Annotated in this window: 18 protein-coding genes and 1 rRNA gene; 4 read left to right on the top strand and 15 right to left on the bottom strand. The window is 46.8% G+C overall.

Translation table 11 applies throughout. The annotated features are described in order from the left end of the window. Positions 1-274 precede the first annotated feature (274 nt). Positions 275-1186 carry a bile acid:sodium symporter family protein gene (locus L5M40_RS11360; RefSeq protein WP_173248130.1) on the top strand — a complete coding sequence of 304 codons (912 nt, stop codon included), beginning with the start codon at positions 275-277 and terminating at the stop codon, positions 1184-1186. Positions 1187-1259: 73 nt separating this feature from the next. Here L5M40_RS11360 and L5M40_RS11355 read toward each other — a convergent pair whose 3' ends face one another. From L5M40_RS11355 to L5M40_RS11285, 15 genes are all read right to left on the bottom strand, one after another. Next, the gene (locus L5M40_RS11355) at positions 1260-2099 is read right to left on the bottom strand and encodes a hypothetical protein (protein ID WP_263175636.1); all 840 of its coding nucleotides are present in this window, start codon (positions 2097-2099) and stop codon (positions 1260-1262) included. Further along, positions 2011-2652 (bottom strand): SEL1-like repeat protein, encoded by a 642-nt coding sequence (locus L5M40_RS11350; protein ID WP_263175635.1) that lies wholly within the window; start codon positions 2650-2652, stop codon positions 2011-2013. Before L5M40_RS11350 ends, L5M40_RS11355 begins: the two co-directional genes overlap by 89 nt. A 493-nt stretch (positions 2653-3145) precedes the next feature. Beyond that, positions 3146-4729 carry a methyl-accepting chemotaxis protein gene (locus tag L5M40_RS11345; protein WP_263256676.1) on the bottom strand — a complete coding sequence of 528 codons (1584 nt, stop codon included), beginning with the start codon at positions 4727-4729 and terminating at the stop codon, positions 3146-3148. A gap of 449 nt (positions 4730-5178) precedes the next feature. Further along, on the bottom strand, positions 5179-6162 hold the full coding sequence (locus tag L5M40_RS11340; RefSeq protein ID WP_105250559.1) for a formate dehydrogenase subunit gamma: 984 nt from the start codon (positions 6160-6162) through the stop codon (positions 5179-5181). A gap of 79 nt (positions 6163-6241) precedes the next feature. Next, positions 6242-6811, bottom strand: coding sequence for a formate dehydrogenase FDH3 subunit beta (fdh3B, locus tag L5M40_RS11335; protein WP_105250558.1), 570 nt, complete (start codon positions 6809-6811; stop codon positions 6242-6244). 29 nt (positions 6812-6840) lie between these two features. Continuing rightward, complete coding sequence (locus L5M40_RS11330) at positions 6841-9693, bottom strand: molybdopterin-dependent oxidoreductase (RefSeq protein ID WP_263256675.1); 2853 nt, start codon at positions 9691-9693, stop codon at positions 6841-6843. Between the two features lie 17 nt (positions 9694-9710). Beyond that, positions 9711-9911, bottom strand: a complete 201-nt coding sequence (locus L5M40_RS11325) for a twin-arginine translocation signal domain-containing protein (RefSeq protein WP_253989766.1) — start codon at positions 9909-9911, stop codon at positions 9711-9713. 675 nt (positions 9912-10586) lie between these two features. Continuing rightward, positions 10587-11615, bottom strand: coding sequence for a formate dehydrogenase subunit gamma (locus L5M40_RS11320; protein WP_113940318.1), 1029 nt, complete (start codon positions 11613-11615; stop codon positions 10587-10589). Between the two features lie 49 nt (positions 11616-11664). Further along, positions 11665-12261 carry a formate dehydrogenase FDH3 subunit beta gene (fdh3B, locus tag L5M40_RS11315; protein ID WP_006083566.1) on the bottom strand — a complete coding sequence of 199 codons (597 nt, stop codon included), beginning with the start codon at positions 12259-12261 and terminating at the stop codon, positions 11665-11667. A gap of 26 nt (positions 12262-12287) precedes the next feature. After that, a complete protein-coding gene (locus tag L5M40_RS11310; protein WP_105250554.1) occupies positions 12288-15140 on the bottom strand; it encodes a formate dehydrogenase subunit alpha in 2853 nt (950 codons plus the stop codon). Positions 15141-15164: 24 nt separating this feature from the next. Then, complete coding sequence (locus tag L5M40_RS11305; protein WP_113940320.1) at positions 15165-15356, bottom strand: twin-arginine translocation signal domain-containing protein; 192 nt, start codon at positions 15354-15356, stop codon at positions 15165-15167. Positions 15357-15533: 177 nt separating this feature from the next. Beyond that, positions 15534-16211, bottom strand: a complete 678-nt coding sequence (locus tag L5M40_RS11300; RefSeq protein ID WP_113940321.1) for a molecular chaperone — start codon at positions 16209-16211, stop codon at positions 15534-15536. Between the two features lie 10 nt (positions 16212-16221). Next, positions 16222-17883 (bottom strand): 4Fe-4S binding protein, encoded by a 1662-nt coding sequence (locus L5M40_RS11295; protein WP_263175705.1) that lies wholly within the window; start codon positions 17881-17883, stop codon positions 16222-16224. A 189-nt stretch (positions 17884-18072) separates the two neighbouring features. Then, positions 18073-18750, bottom strand: a complete 678-nt coding sequence (locus L5M40_RS11290) for a DUF3306 domain-containing protein (RefSeq protein ID WP_263175632.1) — start codon at positions 18748-18750, stop codon at positions 18073-18075. Further along, on the bottom strand, positions 18750-19214 hold the full coding sequence (locus tag L5M40_RS11285; RefSeq protein ID WP_105250549.1) for a DUF3305 domain-containing protein: 465 nt from the start codon (positions 19212-19214) through the stop codon (positions 18750-18752). The genes L5M40_RS11290 and L5M40_RS11285 overlap by 1 nt, the downstream gene beginning before the upstream one ends. A 337-nt stretch (positions 19215-19551) precedes the next feature. Between L5M40_RS11285 and L5M40_RS11280 the strand changes: the two genes are divergently transcribed. The 3 genes from L5M40_RS11280 to L5M40_RS11270 all read left to right on the top strand — a co-directional run. Further along, positions 19552-20424: a formate dehydrogenase accessory sulfurtransferase FdhD gene (locus L5M40_RS11280; RefSeq protein WP_113940335.1), complete on the top strand. Its 873-nt coding sequence runs from the start codon at positions 19552-19554 to the stop codon at positions 20422-20424. A 69-nt stretch (positions 20425-20493) separates the two neighbouring features. Then, a complete protein-coding gene (locus L5M40_RS11275; RefSeq protein ID WP_006083558.1) occupies positions 20494-21399 on the top strand; it encodes a helix-turn-helix transcriptional regulator in 906 nt (301 codons plus the stop codon). 965 nt (positions 21400-22364) lie between these two features. After that, positions 22365-22592, top strand: a 16S ribosomal RNA gene (locus L5M40_RS11270); the annotation flags it as partial.

The raw sequence follows: 22592 nt of genomic DNA, 5'->3' as shown, positions 1-22592 counted from the left end.
AACTGGTTATAAGTTACGGTTTCCTAACAAGGAAATCACGGGCTTTTTGTTAAGCAGATCATGTTTTAGCGATTGAGAATGCATTTTTATCATGCATTTTTTAGCGGAATTTATTGTAGATTTGCGGGGTTAGCTTGCCGTGTCAGTCTAAATACTGAGATTGAAAATCACCATTCTAGGCATTTTGTTGCTGGCGGATTAGCGCTTGTCTATCCAAGGGACGGCTGTCATCATCCGAGCGATAAAAATAACCTCTTGATGTAAAGGGCCCACTATGTTGGCAAACGTAAACCGCTTCTTCCCGCTGTTGGCACTGATAGGCGCAATGACAGCTTATCTGATACCGAGTTGGTTTACTGAGCTTAAATCCGCCATAGTGCCGCTGTTGGTGATCATCATGCTATCTATGGGGCTCACCTTAGATCTTCAGGATTTTGCTAATGCCTTCAAACAGAAACGTGCGGTACTCGCAGGACTCGTGCTGCAATTTTCGGTCATGCCGCTCAGCGCATTATTGATCAGCCTGTTATTAGGGTTAGATAGGGAACTCACCATAGGCATGGTGTTGGTGGGCAGTGTTGCAGGCGGCACCGCTTCTAATGTGGTCTGTTATTTAGCGAAAGGTGACGTGGCTTTATCGATAACCATGACGGCACTATCAACCTTAGCGGGCGTTGTGTTAACACCACTGATTATTAAGCTGTTGATTGGGGAAATGATCGATATACCCTTCGCCGATATGCTGCTGAGTTTAGTGAAAATTGTGCTGATCCCTGTCAGCGTTGGCGTGATTATCAATCATTTTTTTAAATCGCTGGTGGCTAAAGTCGCTCCTGCATTGCCACTGATTTCTATCTTGGCAATTGTGATGGCGATTACGATTATCGTGGCGTTAAATGCCAATCAGTTTGATAAAGTTGGCCCGATTATTCTGCTGGCCGTGTTCTTACATAATGGTCTTGGTCTCGCCTTAGGCTATTTCTGTTGCCGTTTATTAGGCTTTAACCACACAGTCTGTAAAACTATCTCTATCGAAGTTGGCCTACAAAACTCCGGTCTCGCCACTGCTTTATGTATTAAATTTTTTAGCCCCATTTCCGCTATCCCCAGTGCCATCTTCTCGATATGGCATAACCTATCAGGCGCCATGTTGGCCGGATATTGGGCGAGGGAATCGCAAGATTAATAAGATGTTGCTGTCGAAAATAGACTATGCCTGTAACCTGAGCAAGCGCGGCCACAGGCTTAAATTGCTGTGACTAATTAACCGGTAATGGGGTCTCGACGGGCATAAGTGTCAGCTGCAAGATATTTTCTTGCCGGCTTAATGCCAGTGGCAGTGTGTAGTTGGGAAAGCGCAATCCGAATACGGCACCTTGTTGTAACAAGTGATACAGCTGATCAGTCATGGCAATCGTTAAACTGGCGCAGCCATGTTCATCGACTCTGCCTTCTAGTGGTAAGGCGATTTTGTCAGCTAAGGTTAGATAGGCTGCCATACGCCAGTGCGAGTTTTCTCCAATATTGTATATGCTGCCATGCAGTTGGTTGTATCCTAAACCACAGGCCTGCAAGCTTAATTGGGTTTTGGCCGCTGCTGGCAGCGAAATAATCTGTTGTCGCTGCAGTGCCAGAAACTTACCCCACGCTAGCCGATTTATAACTGAGTCCAGTGAGATGGGAACATACTGATCTTGCTGTTTTAGTGCATAAAAGCGGGCAATGCCCTGTTCCAATTTAGTGAGATCATTTTCGTATTCCAGTTGTGCATTAAGCAGATTATATGCGGGCGTTTTAGCTTGTTCCATGCCGGCTAACGCCGCTTTCTCGTAGTATGCCAGTGCTCGCACTTTATCGGCTTCTGCGCCCAAACCGCGCTCTTCTATGCTGCCTAAATGATAGTTAGCGATGGCAACTTGATGCTTAGCACCTTGTAAAAATGCGGCTTTCGCACCGCTGTAGTCATTTTCATTCAACAGCAGAGCGCCGTAGTTTGTCCACGCCGTACCGTCATCTGCTGCCATACCCAATTCTAGCCACTTTAATGGCTTGCTGGCGTAACTGCGGGATGTTGATGCTTTCTCTTTCGCTGCCGACACTTTGCATCGCCATTAAGTACGCGCGCAGACACTCGCGTGAGGCATTATCCAGATAGAGGTTATCGGGCTGGAGTTCAAAGGCTTGCCCAAAGTAACTCCCCGCTTGCTGCGCCGCAGTGATTGCTTTCGCTAGATAGAACCTTGAGCTGGGATCTGCCGGACTGTGTGCTCGTCCTAGGTTATATAAGGTCGGTAGTTTAAGACCCCGCGCCAGCGCTTCTTCTAACAAGGGGATGGCCTGCATTTTTCGATCATTATCCAGCGCCATGCTGCCTAGATTATGGCTGGCACGGGCCGAACCTAAGGCTCTGGCTTGTTCATAGTATTGGCTGGCGGTGGCATTGTCTTGCGTGACGCCACGGCCGAGATGGTAGGCTTTACCCAGTAAGAATAACGCCTCAGCATTGTTCTCTGCTGCTTGCTGCTGTGCTTGTTGCAAGAAAGCGTTGTATTGTTGTTGCTCAAATAGCTGTTCCAGCGCGGACTTTTCTGCAGTTGCTGCAAAGCTTACGGTCAACAGTAATAGGAGAGTAGCAATAGTGAATATCTTCATAACATCCTTGTCGTTAAGCGGGTACTTGTAAGCGGTAGTGCTAGTGAAGTTGTTTAACGTAGAGGCTTGTTATGCTACAAGCAAGCCTTGTGGTTTACCACTGTGTTATGGACAGGCGGATGAATTGCAGCGGTAGCACTGCCGTGTGTTGGCGTTACATGGAAGCCGACGATAGCTAATCGTTGATTAGCTGAGTCCGAAGTTTTTTAGTGGTATTCAATATTGTGGGAGATGGGCAATACGTATCTTCATTCCTGAACTATAGGCTTCACGCTCTTATTATTGCTTTAGTACAGTTGACACTGAATCAATTTAATCATTTTTTGGTAAATAATTTTTATAAAAATATAGTATTAATAATAGATTATTTTTCTTGGCTGCGATTTATATTGCAGGTGTGTGTTTCGCTTTATATCTCATCTAAAAATCTGACAGCCCAATAATTTTTGTTATTAGGCCGCAGATTTAAAAGCTTTTTTTAGGGAGCCTAAACCTAAAGCTTAAAATGCGAGACCACGCCGACGAGTTGTTCCTTTGTCGCGGCCAAAGAGGTTGCGCTATTGAGGGTGGCTTTACCGCTTTGATTCAGTTCATCGACCATTTCACGAATGGTGGCCAGATTACGGTTTATCTCTTCGGTCACAGCGCTTTGCTCTTCTGCTGCGGTGGCGATTTGATTACTGAGCCCATTAATATCGAACACATAAGTGGTCAGGGTATCGAGATTTTCCGTTACCAGATTGGTGGTATCTGCGGCTTGTTGGCAACTGTGTTTAGTTTGCTCCATTGCGGTTACGGCGGCATTGGCACCAAGATAAAGTTGTTCCAGCATCTGGTTGATTTCTGCGGTACTTGCTTGCGTGCGCGCGGCCAGTGAGCGAACTTCATCGGCGACAACAGCAAAGCCTCGACCTTGTTCACCTGCACGGGCGGCTTCGATGGCTGCATTAAGCGCTAGCAGATTGGTTTGATCGGCAATTTCACCTATTACATTCAAAATCGCGGCGATATGACGAGTATTTTCGTTCATATCATTAATCGCATCAGCGGCGACATCGACTTTAGCGACCAAGGCAATCACAGTGTTGGCAGCTTGTTCAACGGCTTTCTTCGATTTATCCGCTTGCGCATTTGCTTGTTGAGTAAACTGGGCTGCAGATGCTGCATCACCCGCGACATTATGGGCCGTGGCGCTCATTTCAGTCATGGCTGTCACGACTTGGTCGGTTTCAACGGCGTGGATTTGCAGTGCATGATTATTGGCATTTGACTGTACATTCAATTGCCCAATTTGGTCGGACATATGATCCGAGGCTTGGGTAATTTCAGACATAATTTCACGTAGATTACCTATCACGCTGTCGAGATCTTCTGCGAGTGAGCAGAGCTCATTTTGTCCTTTAATATTTGTTTTATGAGTTAGGTCGCCATGGGCAAGACGTTCCATTACCCGTTTTATCTCATTGATTATGTGGACGAGTTGTTTACTCATAATGAGGGCGCTGAAGAGTGACGCTACAATCGCGAACAAGATCAATCCCAGTAGGATGCTTTCTGTTGAGGTGACTTTATCTTCAGCTTGTTTGCCTAACTCATGATTTCGCTGAGTGATCAGCGTGACTAATTGGTTGATTTGATTACTGACATTAGGCCCGAGCGCAGCACGCTCAGCGGTTAGCTCAGGTACTGCTCCAGTTTGTTTAGCGAGTGCCAGTTCTTCTTGGTAGAGACGAACATAATGTTCTGTTTGTGGTAAAAGAGTGTGAATAGCTTGAGCATCAGTGCCCATGAAGTCGGTATTAAATTTGGTCAGTTGAGAGACGAGTTGTGCAACCTTATGTTGTTGATCTGCTATAGCTTTACCGTTGTGGACTAAGGTGGCTAAGCGCAGCTCAAAAAAGGATTCTCGTACTGTAGTGAAAGTTTCTGCGAGCTGAGTGTTGTCGACTAGGCTTTTACTGGTCTCACCGAGTTCGTTAAAACTTCGATAGCACGAAATACCTATGATGATCAGTAAGATACTTGTAAACACTGATGGCAATGCCGTCAATGTACTGGTTTTGGCATTTTTAAACATGGTGACCTTCTAGGATAAAAAGCAGCAATGCGTAATTTAATTACGCTATAGGTAATTTTAGCGTGTGCGTGAGCTAGCCAGCAAGAGAGTATTTTATGGAAATGTCTACTAAGATACTGTTTTTAATTGAATTGTTTTATTGGTGTTGCATCTGGTTGGTTGCTAGGTTACGAAGTGTTGTGTTGTTTAAATTCAATTTTTATCTAGATGATTGTTTTTATTATTAAATAACTATGATATATGCAATTTTTTTACAGTGATTTAGCATTTAAATTGGTCTTTGTGATCTCGTACTCAAATGCTACAAATGATTCAAAATGTAATTCAGACGTATAGTTAAAGCCGATGACTCATGCTGAAATAAAAGCCCCCGCCAGTAGTGATTGACGGGGGCTCTACGTTTGCTAGTGGCTAAGTATTTTTGGAATACCTACAACTAGATTTCAGTCTTATTCTTTATATTTAAGCGTGCCGTTGGCTTTGATTTCATCAAACCATAGGTTGTGATGTTGGCTTGCCCAGTTTTCATCACAGTAGCCTGACACCATACATTCCATACCACCTTCTGACATCACAGTTGCCATGAAGATGTGTACGATAGAGAAAGCACAGATCACGATAGCGCTCACTGAATGCAGTACCAGGGCGATCAAGCTTAATGTACGGCTTGGCTCGAACAGGTTAGGGAAGAGTAATAACATGCCCGAGGCCGAAATCACTAATCCAAACAGGGCAAATGCCCAGAACCACATTTTCTCACCCGCGTTAGCAAAACCTGCATCTGGGTGCTTACCTTTGAACGGACCAAAGTTAATGTAACCGCCTACTACCATGAACCACTTTACGTCGTACATTTTTGGCAGTTGGTTTTTCGCCCATAGGGTGGTCATCAATGCCCAACCTATCATGAAGGGAATCGCCATCACGTCATGGATTTGCTTCGCGCCATAGACGATTGCTTCCCAGATGCCTTCGCCCAACCAAGGTTGGAAGAAGAAGCGACCTGCTAATAAGGTTAAGCCTGTTAAAATCAACAGTAAGCATGGAATCGCGCCTAACCAGTGGATTGAAACATCAAACTTAGACCAGCGATGCACTAACTTGCCTGAAAAACCATGGTGCAGCTTGGAGATGCCATTCACCTTTATAAATAGGACAAAGATAATGATCATACCGAATAGTGCTGCCATTAAGGCAGGCGCTAACCAGTCGCTACGCAGCTCCAATACTCGTAAATCGTAGGTATTGATAGGCTGAGCATGAAACTCACTTTGGGAGGTAGTGTATCCCGTGGCACCATCCTTCAGTTGCGCCCAAATTTGGGCATCAGACTGTTGAACTTGATTCGCCAGTTCATCACCACCATTGGCTATACACACAGCACTAAATAATAGTGCTATGGCTAAACCTATGTGTTTGAACCATTTGTTCATCATACATCCTCTCTCACTTAGTCGCGCCTACCTAGATAGGCGCTAAGCTAAGTCTGTGGACAGATCCTGTTGACCTGAATTAATTCCAAGCCGCGTTTTTAGCACCACGATAAGCCACACGCTCACGGAAGATGCTTGAAACCACTTCGGCATCACCTGCTAACAGGGCTTTAGTCGCGCACAGTTCTGCACACATAGGCAGTTTGCCTTCGGCAATACGGTTTGAACCGTATTTTTGGCGTTCTGCATCTGAGTGGTTTTCTTCTGGGCCACCGGCACAGAAGGTACATTTATCCATCTTACCGCGGCTACCAAAGGCACCTTTTTTCGGGAACTGAGGTGCGCCAAATGGACAGGCGTACAGGCAGTAACCGCAACCAATACAGGCATCTTTGTCGTGTAGCACTATGCCATCGTCGGTTCTGTAGAAGCAGTTTGCTGGGCAAACCGCCATACAAGGTGCATCTGAGCAATGCATACAGGCGACAGAGATTGAGGCTTCACCACGTTGACCATCGTTGATTGTCACTACGCGGCGGCGTTGGATACCCCATTCGAGAGCGGAGTCGTTTTCGTTTTTACAGGCAGTGACACAACCGTTACATTCGATGCAGCGCTTGGTATCACACAAAAATTTCATTGTAGCCATAATGGCAATTCTCCTAGCTTAAGCTGCACTTACGCTTTAACAATCTGACAGAGTGATGCCTTGGTTTCCTGCATTTGTGTCACAGGGTCATAACCATAGGTCAGCGCAGTGTTACAAGATTCACCAATAACGTAAGGCACTGTTCCCTCTGGATAATTAGGCGCTAAACTTTCTCCGTGCATCACACCCGCAAAGTGGTATGGCATAAAGGTAACGCCGGGTTTTACCCTTGGGGTAACCATGGCTTGCACCTTAATACGGCTACCTTCGGCGCCTTCTAACCAGACGTCTTCACCGTTACGAATGCCGCGATCGGCAGCGTCGGCAGGGCTTATCTCAACGAACATTTCCTGTTGAAGTTCAGCCAGCCAAGGGTTGGAGCGAGATTCTTCACCACCACCTTCGTATTCAACCAGACGACCCGATGTCAGTACCAGCGGATACTTGCCGCTCATGTCTTTGTCTTGGATAGACTTATACAGCGTAGGGAGACGGTGTACTTGCATGTCGTCATAGGTTGGGTATTTCGCCACTAAGTCACGACGTGCTGTGTATAACGGTTCACGGTGTACAGGGACTTGATCAGGGAAAGTCCAAACAATACAACGAGCTTTAGCATTACCAAAGGGGATACAACCGTGCTTGATCGCCACGCGCACTATGCCGCCTGACAAATCTGTTTTCCAGTTTTTACCTTCGGCTTCCGCTTTTTCTTCCGCCGTCAGATCATCCCACCAACCCAATTGTTTGAGCATATCGGCAGTAAATTCTGGGTAACCGTCTTGAATTTCAGCGCCTTTAGAATAAGTGCCATCGGCTAAAATGCTTTGACCCTTATATTCAACACCGTAACGGGCGCGGAAGTTACCACCGCCGTCTTTAACGTGTTTGGCTTGGTTATAAAGGATCTGAGTGCCAGGGTGTTTAGCCTCTGGTGTGCCCCAACATGGCCAAGGTAAACCGTAGGTTTCGCCTTTAGCTGGGCCGCCTGCGGCTTCCAACGTCTTGTTGCTGAAAGTGCCCCAGTTTTGGGTGTGTAACTTGATACGCTCAGGGCTTTGACCTGTCATACCGATAGTCCACATACCGCGGTTGATTTCACGGGTGATTTCTTCAATCACAGGTAAACCATTTTCAATCGCGATGCGTTTAGTGTACTGCTCGGCAATACCCAGTTTTTGGGCTAAACGGTACATGATTTCGATGTCGGTTTTAGACTCGAACAGTGGTTCGATGACTTTCTCACGCCACTGGATAGAACGGCCTGAGTTAGATACTGAACCGTGAGTCTCAAACTGAGTTGCCGCAGGCAGCAGATATACGCCATTCTTACGACGGTGCATAACACCTGCCATCGTTGGGAATGGATCGACAACGACGACTGTATCCATCTTGTCTAAGGCATCACGCACTTCACGTTGACGGGTTTCAGTGTTGACAGATTGTCCCCAGAAAAACGCCATACGGATATTATCTTTCTGTGCTAACTTGCTCTTATCTTCTAACACACCATCATGCCAACGAGAACAAGGTATACCCGGTGTCGTCATTGGATCTTTGCCAAGGTAGGCTGTTTGATCGAAACGACCTTTCACCCATGCCATGTCCAGATCCCAAACATGGGTCCAGTGACTCCATGCTGCTGAGGTCAAACCGTAGTAACCGGGTAAGTTATCAAATAACAAACCTAAGTCAGTTGCGCCTTGTACGTTATCGTGGCCACGGAAAATGTTAGTGCCGCCACCTGAAACGCCCATGTTGCCCAGTGCTAATTGCAGAATACAATAAGCGCGAGTGTTGGCATTACCCACGTGGTGTTGAGTTCCACCCATACACCAAATCACAGTGCCAGGACGGTTATCAGCCATTAATTTAGCCGCTTGATAAACCTCGGCTTCGCTCACGCCAGTGATGTTTTCGACTTCTTTAGGTGGGAACTTCTTCACTTCAGCACGGATACTTTCCATCTCGAAAACGCGGTGCTTGATAAAGGTTTTATCTTCCCAACCATTTTCAAAAATGTGCCATAACATACCGTAAATAAACGGAATATCAGTGCCTGGGCGAATTGCACAATGCAAGTCTGAATGCGCTGCAGTGCGAGAGAAACGTGGGTCAACGACGATGATTTTGGCGTTGTTTCTTTCTTTAGCGATCAGAATATGTTGCATCGAAACGGGATGCGCTTCTGCTGGGTTTGCCCCGATCAGGAAGATGGCATGAGCATTCTGGATATCGTTGAAAGAGTTCGTTTGCGCACCGTAGCCCCAAGTGTTAGCAACACCGGCTACCGTGGTAGAGTGACAAATACGAGCTGAATGGTCGACGTTGTTTGTGCCCCACATAGCCGCCAACTTGCGGTACATGTAACAACCTTCGTTAGAAAACTTAGCGCTACCCATGAAGTACACTGAGTCTGGGCCAGATTCTTTACGAATGTTGAGCATTTGGTCGCCCACTTCGTTAATAGCATCTTCCCAAGAGATTTTTTTCCACTTGCCATCAACCAATTTCATTGGATATTTCAGGCGTTTTTCACCATGACCATGCTCACGCAGTGCAGCACCTTTCGCGCAGTGACCGCCAGCGTTGAATGGATGGTCGAATGCGGGTTCTTGGCCCGTCCACACACCATTTTGTACTTCGGCATACAGGCCACAACCGACGGCGCAGGCACTACAAATAGTACGTTTGATTTCGATTGGCGCATCATGCGGCACTTCTTTGGCTTCGACACGACGCATCATGCCTGTGCCCATCAGAGATGCTGCGGCAATACCACCTGTGGCGATACCTGCGTGCTTCATAAATTGACGACGGCTGATGCCTAACGCCGGTTTGTCTGCCACTGTGGCAACATTGGACTTGCGAGTTAACTTCATCGCTGACTTCTCCTAGATTAGCTGCGCAAGCTATCGTAATAGCTGCTGATATGCGCAGTTTCGTGGTAACCCTTTGACTCTTTAGTGGTTACCTTGCTGCTCTCGCTGGCCTGTGCCACGCTCATGCCGGTTGCGGCAATGGCGGCACCCGCTACGCTGCCGACGGTGAGCGCTTTGAGCAAAGATCGGCGAGATAAATCGCTGGGTTGCTGCTTCATGCTGACTCCTGAAATTAGGGTTTAGTTTTTGAGAACGCACGGCTTTTTGTGGGGTTTATCTTGTTATCAAAAAGTGAAGATTAGCGGCGGAAAAGATAATGAAATCATCTTGTTTACCATCAATCATCGCGCGTGACGGCAATATAGTAGGAAAGGGTTGAGTAGGAATTGATCTAGGACAGTTTGCAGCCCTGAAATCGGCGGCCGTTCTCTTAAAGCGTTAACTCGCTCATAGTTTAGTGAACTACTGGGGAGGATGGCGTTGGCGGATTTTTGTATCTCGCTGTTTCAGTTGTTAATTTTTTGTACTGTTGAATTATACCAATTACATTAAATATCTAATCAGTTCAGAGCCTCACAGGCATCTCAATCCAAGGCGCATTGACGCAGAAATGGTTATTCCCTTTTAAGTCAATGCAACACGGGAGTGGGATGCCTGTGAGGCTCCCGAAGGGCGGCTGATGTTAACGGCATGGCAACGCGCTTTATACTGCGTTTAAGGCTTTCGACAGAGCACCACTATGCCTTCAAGCCTTCGCCTTGTTTAAAGCGCGTTGAACTCCCGCTGAATGAACATATATTTAATACGATTGGTATTAATGCGAGGGGAACAGTGTGAATAAAAAACACCCCGCGATGCGGGGTGTTTTGAGGATGTAAAAGCTGCGGTTTAACTTAGTCTTTATACTTTAAGCTGCCGTTGGCCTTGATTTCGTCATACCAGAGATTATGGTGCTGGATTGCCCAGTTTTCATCACAATAGCCTGACTTCATGCACTCCATACCGCCTTCGCTCAGTACGGTCGCCATCCAAATATGCACTATAGTAAAGGCAATCAAGATAATGGCGCTGATAGAGTGGATCAGCAGCGCGCCCATAGAGGCTTCGCGGGGTAAATCCAAGCCTGGCAATACCAACATGATGCCAGATACGCTGATGAATAAACCAAACAACATCAGGGTCCAGAACCACATTTTTTCACCGGCGTTAGCGAAACCACTGTCAGGGTGCTTACCTTTGAACGGGCCAAAGTTGATATAACCACCTACCACTAAAAACCATTTCAAATCATACATCTTGAAGGTTTGTAACGGCATCCATTTCACCACACATACAGCCCAAGCCGCGATAAAAATGGGACCTGCCCAATCGTGGATTGTTTTGCTGCCATAGATCAATGGCGCCCAAAGGTCGGGGCCTAACATTGGCTGTATGACATGCTTACCTAACATTATGGTTAGGCCGGTAAACATCAGTGCCAGACAGCTGCTCGCCATGATCCAATGGATCCACAGATCCGCCTTTGACCAGCGCGAAACCATCTTGCCTGAAAAGCCATGACTCAGTTTTGATGGACCATTCACCAGATAAAACAATAAGAAAGCACCAAACACACCTACCACGGCTAGCGCCATGACGGGGGTTAAGTATTCATTTCTCAGTTCTTTACCTTGGTTACCGGCAACGTTAATCAACACCCCAGTATCTATCCCTTTGGCAGTGGTGTAGCCGGCATCGCCTGCTTTTACCGCTCGCCAAAGATCGGCATCGCTGGTTTGCGCTTTCGCCTGTTGTTGACTCGATTGCTGATCACTTGCGTGTACTGGGTTTGAGCTCATGACTGAACCTAATCCCAATCCCATGACGAGCACCAACAGAGCAAACAGACTGCGCAGTGATTTGTTTAACTGTTTGTTTAACATTTTCACTCCTTGCCAGAGGTTAGGGATTTCTCCCTAACCCTCGCTCTGCTTAGTTAATCTCACCTGTCTTGGGGTTGTAACCCCAAATCACGTTAGGATTGCCTCGAGAGGCCATACGTTGACGGTAAATGTTTGATACCACTTCCGCATCACCTGCGAGCAGCGCTTTAGTAGAACAAAGCTCAGCACACATAGGTAACTTGCCCTCAGCAATACGGTTGGCACCGTATTTTTTACGCTCAGCTTCGGAGAAGGTTTCTTCTGGGCCACCGGCACAGAAAGTACACTTGTCCATCTTGCCACGACTACCAAAGGCAGTCTTTTTCGGGAATTGCGGTGCACCAAATGGACAAGCATAGAAGCAATAACCACAACCGATACAAGTATCTTTGTTGTGCAGCACTATGCCGTCTTCGGTACGGTAGAAACAATCTGCCGGACATACGGCCATGCAGGGAGCGTCAGTACAGTGCATACATGCCACTGAAATTGAGGCTTCGCCAGGTAGACCATCGTTGATCGTCACCACGCGGCGACGTTGAATTCCCCACTCGAGAGCGGAGTCGTTTTCGTTCTTACATGCAGTGACGCAACCGTTACACTCGATGCAGCGCTTGGTGTCACACAGAAATTTCATGACTGCCATAATGGCTTATCTCCTCATCAAGTAGGTTAGGCTTTGCTGATTTGGCATAGGCTGGACTTAGTTTCTTGCATCTGAGTCACAACGTCGTAGCCATAAGTTAAAATGGTGTTTGCAGATTCGCCTATCACGTAAGGCACAGTGCCTTCTGGATAGTTTTTCGCTAGGCTTTCGCCTTCAAACACCCCAGCAAAGTGGTATGGCATAAAACATTCACCGGCAATAACGCGCGGTGTCACCATAGCCTTAACCGTGATTTTGGCGCCTTCTGGACCATGAACAAAAACATTGTCACCGTCGCGAATACCGCGATCCGCTGCATCTGCAGGGTTCATTTCGATGAACATTTCTTGTTGTAGTTCAGCTAACCAAGGGTTAGAACGGGATTCTTCACCACCACCTTCATATTCCACTAGGCGGCCTGATGTGAGTGCCAATGGGAAGTCTTTAGCAAAATCCTTGTCTTGAATTGACTTATACAGTGTCGGTAAACGAGCAACCATACGATCTTCGTAGGTGGGGTATTTAGCGACTAAGTCACGACGAGGCGTGTAAAGTGGTTCGCGGTGGCGTGGAATATCGTCTGGGAATGTCCATACAATACAACGAGCTTTAGCGTTACCGTAAGGGATACAGCCGTGCTTGATAGCAACACGTTGGATACCGCCGGAAATGTCAGTTTTCCAGTTTTTGCCTTCGGCGTGTTTTTTCTCGTTTTCGGTCAGGTCATCCCACCAACCTAATTGCTTAAGCATATCGGCGGTAAATTCAGGATAGCCATCTTGGATCTCACTGCCTTTAGAGTAAGTACCTTCGGCAAGAATATTATTGCCTTCATGTTCCACACCATAGCGAGCACGGAAGTTACCGCCACCGTCTTTCACATGTTTGGCTTCGTTATACAGAATCTGGGTACCAGGATGTTTCATCTCTGGTGTGCCCCAACATGGCCAAGGTAAGCCGTAGGTTTCGCCTTTGGCAGGACCGCCGGGGGCTTCTAGGCTGTCAGCATCAAAAGTACCCCAGTTTTCTTGGTGCATTTTTAAACGCTCTGGGCTTTGTCCGGTATAACCGATAGTCCACATACCTGTGTTAAATTCGCGGGTGATATCTTCAATCAAAGGCTCTTCACCATTGACTTTAATATGCTTGAATAGCTCTTTATCTATACCCACTTTTTTGGCGAGTTTGTACATGATCACATGATCAGGCAGGGATTCGAACAGGGGTTCTATGACCTTAGAACGCCATTGTACTGAGCGGTTAGTCGCAGAGATTGAACCGTAGGTTTCAAACTGGGTTGCCGCAGGAAGTAAATAAACCCCATCTTGACGTTGGTGCATAACACCCGCCATGGTTGGGAATGGATCGACAACGACGACGGTATCCATTTTATTTAAAGCTTCACGCACTTCACGGCCACGGGTTTCAGTGTTGACCGATTGTCCCCAGAAGAACGCCAGACGAATATTGTCTTTTTGCGCTATCTTGGTTTTATCTTCTAACACGCCATCGTGCCAGCGCGAACAAGGAATACCCGCAGAGGTTTGCGGTTTTTGTCCTAGATATTCGCCTTGATCGAAACGGCTCGCTACCCAATTAGGGTCGAGATCCCACACATTATTCCAATGGGCCCAAGCGCCAGTCGTTAAACCGTAGTAACCCGGTAAGTTATCAAATAACAAACCAAAGTCGGTTGCGCCTTGCACGTTATCATGGCCGCGGAAAATGTTAGTGCCGCCGCCAGGTACACCCATGTTGCCTAAAGCGAGTTGTAACATGCAGTATGAACGGGTGTTCGAGTTACCCACGTGATGCTGAGTACCACCCATACACCAAATAATGGTGCCGGGTTTGGTTTCCGCCATCATTTTGGCGACGCGGTACATCTGCGCCTTTGGTACACCCGCAACCAGTTCAACTTCTTCTGGGGGGTACTTTTTTACTTCTTCGCGGATACGATCCATGCCATAGACACGGTGTTTGATAAACTCTTTATCTTCCCAGCCGTTTTCAAATATGTGCCATAACAGGCCATAAATGAAGGGGATGTCTGTGCCAGGACGGATATGCACGTACTCGTCAGATTTCGCTGCAGTACGGGTGAAACGTGGATCAACAACGATGATTTTAGCACCACGTTCTTTACCAATCAAAATATGCTGCATGGCAACAGGATGCGCTTCACTGGGGTTTGCCCCAATAAACATGATGCACTTAGAGTTGCGAATATCGTTGATTGAGTTGGTTTGCGCACCGTAGCCCCAAGTGTTAGCAACACCGGCTACCGTGGTAGAGTGACAAATACGGGCAGAATGGTCGACGTTGTTCGTGCCCCACAGTGCCGCAAATTTGCGATATAAATAAGCTTGTTCGTTAGAGAACTTAGCGCTACCCATAAAGTAGACTGAATCTGGACCTGACTCTTGACGAATTGAAGCCATTTTATCGCCGACTTCATTAATCGCTTGATCCCAAGAGATCTTTTTCCATTTTCCGCCTTCTAACTTCATGGGGTATTTCAGGCGTTTTTCGCCGTGACCATGTTCACGCAGTGCAGCCCCTTTCGCGCAGTGACCGCCAGCGTTGAACGGGTGATCGAATGCGGGTTCTTGACCCGTCCATACACCATTTTGTACTTCTGCATACACACCACAACCTACGGCACAGTGAGAACAGATGGTACGTTTTACTTCGGTGGGAACATTGTGGCCAATATCTTCTTGGGCCTGTGCTTTACGCATCATGCCTGTGCCCAGCATGGACGCCGCAGCGATCCCTCCTGTGGCAAGACTTGCCGATTTTAAGAATTGACGACGATTGAGACCCAGTGCTGGCGCTTTAGTTTCGACAACCTGGTCTGTTTTGCGGGTTAATCGCATCACACACTCTCCTCTATTTTAGTTTTAAAGCGACGCATAATAGCTACGAATATGGTCGGTTTCGCGGTAGTTCTCACTTTTAGGCTCTGTGGTTGCTGCCGTTTTTGTCGAAGCTAACGCTTGACTACTCACAGTGACCACTGCGCCTGCCGCACTGCCGAGTGCCAATGCTTTAAGCAATTGACGACGGCCCATGTCGGAAGCTGGCTTCTTCATAGTGTCTCCTTGTGTTACTGGATAAGGTGGTACAAACGGCTACCACCTCGGTTATTGTGGAAGCCTAAGCTTCCGTTATTGTTGCTAAGGTAAACATTAATCTCACCTTCGCAGTTTGAACTCATCTCTAACATTTACATTTAGCACGCACATGCCGCGCTATCACTCAGTTTAGTCTTAGTTCATTAACTCTACTGGTTTTGCTAAATCGCTGGTGGCTGGCTGTAAGTCTGCGCTGCCTGGGCAATTGACTGGAATATCTAAGCTTAATTGCTCAAAAGCACTGGCTTCCATTGCAAAAAAAGCTTTTGCTAGCTGTGCAACCGTGGCGTAAAACGCCGCACTTGGCGCTTTGGCTAAATTGTCGCAAAAACGGCCAATCCAGCTGCCGATATGGCGTTGGTAAAAAGCCAATTGGCGATAACTTGGCGCTTCTAAAATCAGGGTTCCCATCACTTCACACAGGGCTGCAACGTGATCTTCGGGTTCCTTGACGTTGTCTTCGCGTTCAAACCCTAGTTGCATTAAGTCTTGGCGTAGCAATGCCAGTGGTTTATCCATCAATGAGCCCGTCATAAACCAGCTGCCGTAGGGCAGGATCTCACCGCAACCTACACCGAGGAACAGGGCAAAATACTCGTCTTCTAGTTGTGCGCTGTTGAACTGCTGTGCGGCGAGTTGGAGTGATAACCAAGCTTTAGTCATCTCGTTGTCTTCATTGGCATCAATTTCAAGATTAGCCAAAAAGTGTAGCAGTTCAGGGCTTGGCTGACGGCGCAATAGGGCGGCTAACAGTTGATAGATATCGGCTCTCAACTGATCGTTTTCTGAAACTTGTCTTACTGATTCGGTCATAGCGGATCTCTTATCGCAGTTGCTTTTCAGGATCTTGAAGAATGTCTTCAAACATGTCTTTTACCCGGCAGTCGCCACACATTTTCAAGCGTTCAATATTGGCAGAAAATGCGCTGTGCGCGCCGACCATATCCAGCATCCGATGCACCATAGATTGGGTCGCAAAAGGAGAGCCGCAGCGAATACATTCGAAGGGGGCTTCTTCTTTCAGGGTGTGTTGTTGCTGACGGGCAGCTTTATCAAAGTTAATTTGTGGCGTAAGGCTTATCACTTTTTCAGGACACGCTGCCTCACATAAACCGCATTGCACGCAGTTTTGCTCGATGAAGTGTAGTGCAGGTTTGTCGCCACCATCTTGTAATGCCATCGTGGGACAAATTGCCACGCAGGACATACACATAGTGCACTTTTCGACATTCACACTGACTTTGCCAAAGGGAATATTGCTGAGGCTGAGGCAAGTATCGATTTCACCCGCTTGGCTATTGAGGTGGTCGATCGCTTCAAATAGCGTATTGCGTTTTGTGGTCGACGCAAATACAGCGGGCACGATCACGGGCCAATCTAAGCTGATATCGAGCATCGAATCTAAATCGGCAAGCATGCTCGGGTCGATGAGGCTAATGCGTTGTGGCTGGCCCATTTCATCTAAAATGCTATTGGCTAACGACAGTTCGCCTTTAAGCATTTGCGTTAGGGTTGGCGCTGTTGCGTCTGTGTTGAGGAGCAGCACTTGGCGCGCGCCCCAAGCGAGTACTGACAACCAATGATCTACGCTAGCAACGGTAATTTCTTCGAGGGCAACGGGGATGATGTCGCCTGCTAAATCGTCGCTAATAAAGTTGGCGCCGACAGCATTATCGTGGAACAAAATCACCGGTGCGGTTTGGGCTTGTTCGCGGAAACGGCTAACGACTTTGTTCAGGTATGAATGCAAAGCTTGTGGCGTAGGTAAATCGTAACTGATGGCACCCGTTGGGCAAGCGCTGGTACAACTGCCTGCGCCATGGCAAAGATATGGATCGATTTCAATTTTCTTTGCGACACTGCTGATCGCATCTGCTGGGCAGAAGTTGAGGCAACGATTACAACCATTGATGCCATTGCGGTCGTGGGCACAGATATCTGGGTTAATTTTGACGTAGCGCGGCTTATCAAATTGGCCGATGAGATCGGGAATTTGCGCAAGGGCATCTTCGAGTTTTTCAGCGTCTTGGCCTACGTAAAAATAGCCGGGTGGCAGCATTTCTAAGTTCAAACAAGCTGCGCTGCTCAAATCGAGCACGATATCGAAATGGGGTTTACGGATTGACACTAAACTGAGTTCGGCAGCACCATCTTGATGTTCAACACTGACTTGAAATTGGCCTAAAAAGCCTTTTACACCAATGAGTTTGTTGTAATAGCTTTCGACATCAGTTGCCGCCGCCATGACACGTTCTAGGTGCGCTTCATCTTGGCTGGTAATGGCTTCGTTGGCTAAAATCACCCTATGGGCCATAGTGGACAATTTGTCCGCGGCAAGGCGAGCCAGATCTTCTGGGCCAATAATAAGAACATTGCCTTCGGTGGTATAGCTGACAGTTGGCGGGATCAGATTCTGCAACATCTGAGTTTGCGTTAATACCTGTTGTCGCGCTTGTTTTAACGCTTCTTGGGTTTGATTGGTCATCAAATAAGTGCTCACATTGCGTTCCTGAACAGTACTTTGGCTGTTTCTTGTTTTACTGTATCTGGGCAGATTTAGGCGGCTGGTAATAAGTAAGTCATTGCCTTTTCTGCTTTTATCTAAGCTTTTTTATATCTTAGTACAGCAATTCACATACCAAAGTTACGGACATTAAAATTAGCTAAACTGACGTTAAACAACTCGGGTATGTGCCTGAGCTAAGGGCTCTGGTGCATTTTGGGGTAGGTCATCAGTCTCCCCATCCAAATTGTCCGTTATCGGCTCAGCTGCCCATTCGACTTCGACTTCATTAGTCTCATGAGTTGTTGTTTCGCTTACATCAAGACTCGTGGATGGATTGCTTTCTTCAGTTTGTTTGGCTAAAACAGCTGATTCTTCATCCGAGGTCTCGCTGTCTTCGGCTATGTAACGGAAGACTTTTTGCATCAATTCAGCTGAGACTTCTGCACTGAGTTTCGGTTGATTACTGTAATCGAGTGCATATTCCAAAAGCCCATCTATCTCGTTGAAATGCGGTTGTTTCCACAGTGCACGTAGCGCTGCAGATTTAGCCGCAGGGTCAACATTGGCGCCCATAAAACTTGCAAAGCTGCCGCCTATTTCAATTTCGTCGGGATTGGGTAAATCCGCTGCAGTGAGGATGCGATTAGGATCGTCATACTCTGCAGTATTAGGTTCAAAGGCTGACTCTGTGGGTTGAAGCTGCTCAACTGCCATAGTGGGCTCGGCTACGATGGTCTCCAGAGGTGTGATTTCCCCGTCAGCTCGCGCTTCCTCTGCTGCAACTTGTTCGCGCCGTTGGTTCCAGCGACTCAGTAGCCCGCCTGTTTTTTGTATGGATTCAGCCATTAGTCCCTCCGTAATGGATCGTGACTCGGGCCTTGATTATTACGGCCATCGACATGTTTACGGCGATGAGCGGCAATTTCGACTTCACCATATTGGGTGATAAAGGCTTCAATCCAACAAGCGATAGCTTTTGGCATCAATAAGTTGAGGACAGGGGTATTGCCCTCAAGACAACCCGCCGCGACATTCTGATCCGCCGATAATGCCGCCGGTATCCAAGTGCCATCGGCCGTTTCATCACATACTAAATACAGCATGGCGTTATCTAAATCGAGATTGAGGCGATAGCTGGCGCGTTCGTCTTTGTGCAGTTCGAGTAGCACTAAGGTTGCATCGTCTGGGGCTTGATGGGTGGCGGGAAGTAGGTGATCAATTTCCCATTGTACTGAGGTCCAGCGGCCAACTTGCTTCTCTACTTTCTTGAGTGAAACGTACATAGGCCAAACACTAGTTGTATGTTGCATTGTCTCTCCGTCTCAGCCGTGTTGATGGACAAACCGTAGAGTGAACGGTTCGGTTTTACCAACAAATTGCGATAAAAGGTCACTGCAATATTGGTGCCAGTAAACATAGTGGATTAGTTTGAGCTAGATCATCAAAAACACCCTATAAATTGGACATTTTGTCCAGTACAGGATTTTGTTTGGGACATAAAAGGGCTAATGAAAAATCAGCATTGCGGCAGATCACGCATTTAACCCCAATTTTTATGTCTAGGTATAAATATTGCTATGCTCTGGCTATGACTCGTTAAGCGGTAACATTATGATCTCTGAAAATATCACTATTCCTGATAACAACATGAGCACAGATAGCGAAATAGCGGCAGCCAATCCTTCTCAAAAAACTCAGCATCAGTGTTCTTTTGTGAGAACTCAAGTGGAAGTACCGCTAACCATTGCTGTAAAAGCAGTGAATGAAGCCGGGGAAGTGTTGGATAAATTTGTCGCCTGCGAACGTCCGCTTACCGTGTATTTGAACTGGCGACCAATAGTGACACTTATGACCCTAGGGGCGAAACCTGAGTCACTGGCGTTAGGTTATCTTAAGAACCAAGGCTTTATTTCGGATGTCAGTCTATTGGACTCGGTTATTGTCGATTGGGATGTGAGTTCTGCAGCCGTGGTTACCCGTGAACAAACCGCCGATCTGGATGAGAAACTCTCCGAAAAAACGGTGACATCAGGCTGTGGTCAAGGCACGGTTTATGGCAGTTTTATGCAAGATTTAGACGGCATCAATTTACCAACGCCAAGTCTTAAGCAAAGCACCCTTTATAGCTTATTGAAAAATATCAACGAATATAATGAAACCTATAAAAATGCGGGTGCTGTACACGGTTGTGGCTTGTGCGAAGACGATAAAATTATGGCTTTCGTCGAGGATGTTGGCCGTCATAATGCCGTAGATACTTTGGCTGGGGATATGTGGCTGACTCAGGATCGCGGCGATAATAAGATATTTTATACCACTGGCCGCTTAACTTCGGAAATGGTGATTAAAGTCGCCAAAATGGGGATCCCTATTTTGCTATCACGCAGTGGCGTGACTCAGATGGGCTTAGCACTAGCGCAGCAGTTGGGTATTACTATTATTGCCCGCGCTAAAGGCCGTCACTTTTTGGTGTACCACGGTAGTGAAAATCTGCAGTTTGATGCCAATACGGCTCCTTAGCCCCAAGTTAGCTAAGACAGTAATGCTAAGACTTACATGCAGTAACGAAGAATAAGACAAGGAAACAAGATGACGTCTGCCAGTGAATTGGTCTACATGAGCGCGAAGCAAGTGGCTGAGTATTTAGATCTTAATGAGAAAAAAGTCTACGCCATGGCTAATGACAGAATTCTCCCCGCCACTAAAATCACCGGTAAATGGCTATTTCCGAAAGTGTTAATCGACCGTTGGGTAATGGATTCTTGCCACAGTGGCATGCTGACCGACCGTTTATTGATCACTGGTAGTGACGATCCACTATTATCTATGCTGGTGGCGCGTTTGATGGCGCAAGTTGGTAGCCGTGAGTTGATAAGCTACAGCGCAACAGGTTCACGCTTAGGGTTAGAGTTGCTTGCTAAAGGTTATGCCGATGTGTGCACCTTACACTGGGGTAGCATGGAGGATAGAAATATTCGCCACCCAGCTTTACTTAAAGGTTATAACAACCATCAACAATGGATCATGGTGCATGGTTACTCCCGTCAGCAAGGGTTGATCATGCGTGCCGATATGCACCACAGATGCCAAGAAGAAGATAAAGTCGTGAACTTGCCTTGGCGTTGGGTGAGTCGTCAGGGGGGCGCAGGTAGCCAACAGCACTTAGAGCATTGGTTGTTAAAGCAAGGTGCTCGCTTAGATCAACTTAATGTCGTGCTAACTGCCTATAGTGAACGCGAGTTGGCGGGTTATATCGCTAGGGGTGATGCCGATATTGGTTTTGGTTGTCAATCTGTGGCTTTGGAAAGTGGTTTAAGTTTCGTGCCACTGATTAAAGAGTCTTTCGATTTCGTTATGCCGCAAAGCATTTACTTCCGTCGTCAGCTTCAACAACTTTTTACTATGTTGGCGAGTGGTCACTCGAGGCAAATGGCGGCACTACTTGGTGGCTATGATCTTACCGACTGCGGACAACTGCTATGGAGTGCGAGCTAATCCACTCAACTCGGTAATGGATTAAGGTGAATAGAGTTGAATGGTCTCTGAACTACTTATTACTGCTACTACATGCTGATATCTAATGTAGCCAGTTACTAACGAATAAGTATCAAAGAGACCCTCTTTATATTGCTGATTACGTTGTTTCGACTTTCTATGGTGTGTTGATGGGAGGCAACTACTATATATAGGTAAAGTATCTTCATCGCCAAATACACTCAGAGTGTCATTTTCTTCTGTTGTTCCCCGTCATTCTCCCATAAACGACTCCATATAAAAGTGGAGGTGAGATATTCCGGTTCGAGCAGCCGTTATTCTCATTTAAATCTGATAGCATTCATGCTCATGATCCCTTTGTCTTGATACTGTACGCTGGTAATCAATTGGGCCAAATTACAGATAAAACGCTATTTTGTGGATAACTTTGGGGGTAAGTAGTGGGTATCTTGTGGCTAGATTAGATAATTAGAATTAACTGCAAATTTCCTTAAAATAGGGGTTGCGCAAAATCTCCTGCTGCCTATAATGCGCATCCACTGACACGGCAGACTGCGAAAGCCAGCTGACGAGTTAGGTTGAATTGATTAGCTTTTAAGCACTTAATTCAACAGTAGCAAGAAGTTGCAAAAACTCCTTGACGCGAAACGGGAAATGCGTAGAATACGCAGCCCTAGCCAACTGGAAGCGTTCGGCGCTCAGTCTGGTACTCAAGTTCTCTTACGAATATTGAGTTGCTCTTTAACAAGATAAAACAAGAAATCTGTGTGGACACTCACAGGTGTTGAGTTAATCGAAACTGCTTAGCCTTCGGGTTGGCAGTCAAAAATTTAAATCAATGTAACAATGAGTGTTCATAGTAATATGTACAGTTTGTTTCAGCCCTTCTTTTATAGGGAGTGCGAGAAACAAAAAATCAGAATTCATTGAGCCGCTGAAGTCGCAAGACGGAAGCAACAAAACTTTAATTGAAGAGTTTGATCATGGCTCAGATTGAACGCTGGCGGCAGGCCTAACACATGCAAGTCGAGCGGCAGCACAAGGGAGTTTACTYCTGAGGTGGCGAGCGGCGGACGGGTGAGTAATGCCTAGGGATCTGCCCAGTCGAGGGGGATAACAGTTGGAAACGACTGCTAATACCGCATACGCCCTACGGGGGAAAGGAGGGGACCTTCGGGCCTTCCGCGATTGGA

The organism is Shewanella sp. SM68 (assembly GCF_025653925.1).
Taxonomy (GTDB): Bacteria; Pseudomonadota; Gammaproteobacteria; order Enterobacterales; family Shewanellaceae; genus Shewanella; species Shewanella oncorhynchi.
The sequence above is the reverse complement of the archived record's forward strand: the minus strand, read 5'-3'. Positions and strand labels throughout refer to the sequence as shown.

Excerpts from the sequence above, each read along its gene's own strand:
- L5M40_RS11360 (WP_173248130.1), top strand. The coding sequence starts at position 275 with ATGTTGGCAAACGTAAACCGCTTCTTCCCGCTGTTGGCACTGATAGGC.
- L5M40_RS11350 (WP_263175635.1), bottom strand. The coding sequence starts at position 2,652 with ATGAAGATATTCACTATTGCTACTCTCCTATTACTGTTGACCGTAAGC.
- L5M40_RS11345 (WP_263256676.1), bottom strand. The coding sequence starts at position 4,729 with ATGTTTAAAAATGCCAAAACCAGTACATTGACGGCATTGCCATCAGTG.
- L5M40_RS11340 (WP_105250559.1), bottom strand. The coding sequence starts at position 6,162 with ATGAACAAATGGTTCAAACACATAGGTTTAGCCATAGCACTATTATTT.
- fdh3B (WP_105250558.1), bottom strand. The coding sequence starts at position 6,811 with ATGGCTACAATGAAATTTTTGTGTGATACCAAGCGCTGCATCGAATGT.
- L5M40_RS11330 (WP_263256675.1), bottom strand. The coding sequence starts at position 9,693 with ATGAAGTTAACTCGCAAGTCCAATGTTGCCACAGTGGCAGACAAACCG.
- L5M40_RS11325 (WP_253989766.1), bottom strand. The coding sequence starts at position 9,911 with ATGAAGCAGCAACCCAGCGATTTATCTCGCCGATCTTTGCTCAAAGCG.
- L5M40_RS11320 (WP_113940318.1), bottom strand. The coding sequence starts at position 11,615 with ATGTTAAACAAACAGTTAAACAAATCACTGCGCAGTCTGTTTGCTCTG.
- fdh3B (WP_006083566.1), bottom strand. The coding sequence starts at position 12,261 with ATGGCAGTCATGAAATTTCTGTGTGACACCAAGCGCTGCATCGAGTGT.
- L5M40_RS11310 (WP_105250554.1), bottom strand. The coding sequence starts at position 15,140 with ATGCGATTAACCCGCAAAACAGACCAGGTTGTCGAAACTAAAGCGCCA.
- L5M40_RS11305 (WP_113940320.1), bottom strand. The coding sequence starts at position 15,356 with ATGAAGAAGCCAGCTTCCGACATGGGCCGTCGTCAATTGCTTAAAGCA.
- L5M40_RS11300 (WP_113940321.1), bottom strand. The coding sequence starts at position 16,211 with ATGACCGAATCAGTAAGACAAGTTTCAGAAAACGATCAGTTGAGAGCC.
- L5M40_RS11295 (WP_263175705.1), bottom strand. The coding sequence starts at position 17,883 with ATGACCAATCAAACCCAAGAAGCGTTAAAACAAGCGCGACAACAGGTA.
- L5M40_RS11290 (WP_263175632.1), bottom strand. The coding sequence starts at position 18,750 with ATGGCTGAATCCATACAAAAAACAGGCGGGCTACTGAGTCGCTGGAAC.
- L5M40_RS11285 (WP_105250549.1), bottom strand. The coding sequence starts at position 19,214 with ATGCAACATACAACTAGTGTTTGGCCTATGTACGTTTCACTCAAGAAA.
- L5M40_RS11280 (WP_113940335.1), top strand. The coding sequence starts at position 19,552 with ATGAGCACAGATAGCGAAATAGCGGCAGCCAATCCTTCTCAAAAAACT.
- L5M40_RS11275 (WP_006083558.1), top strand. The coding sequence starts at position 20,494 with ATGACGTCTGCCAGTGAATTGGTCTACATGAGCGCGAAGCAAGTGGCT.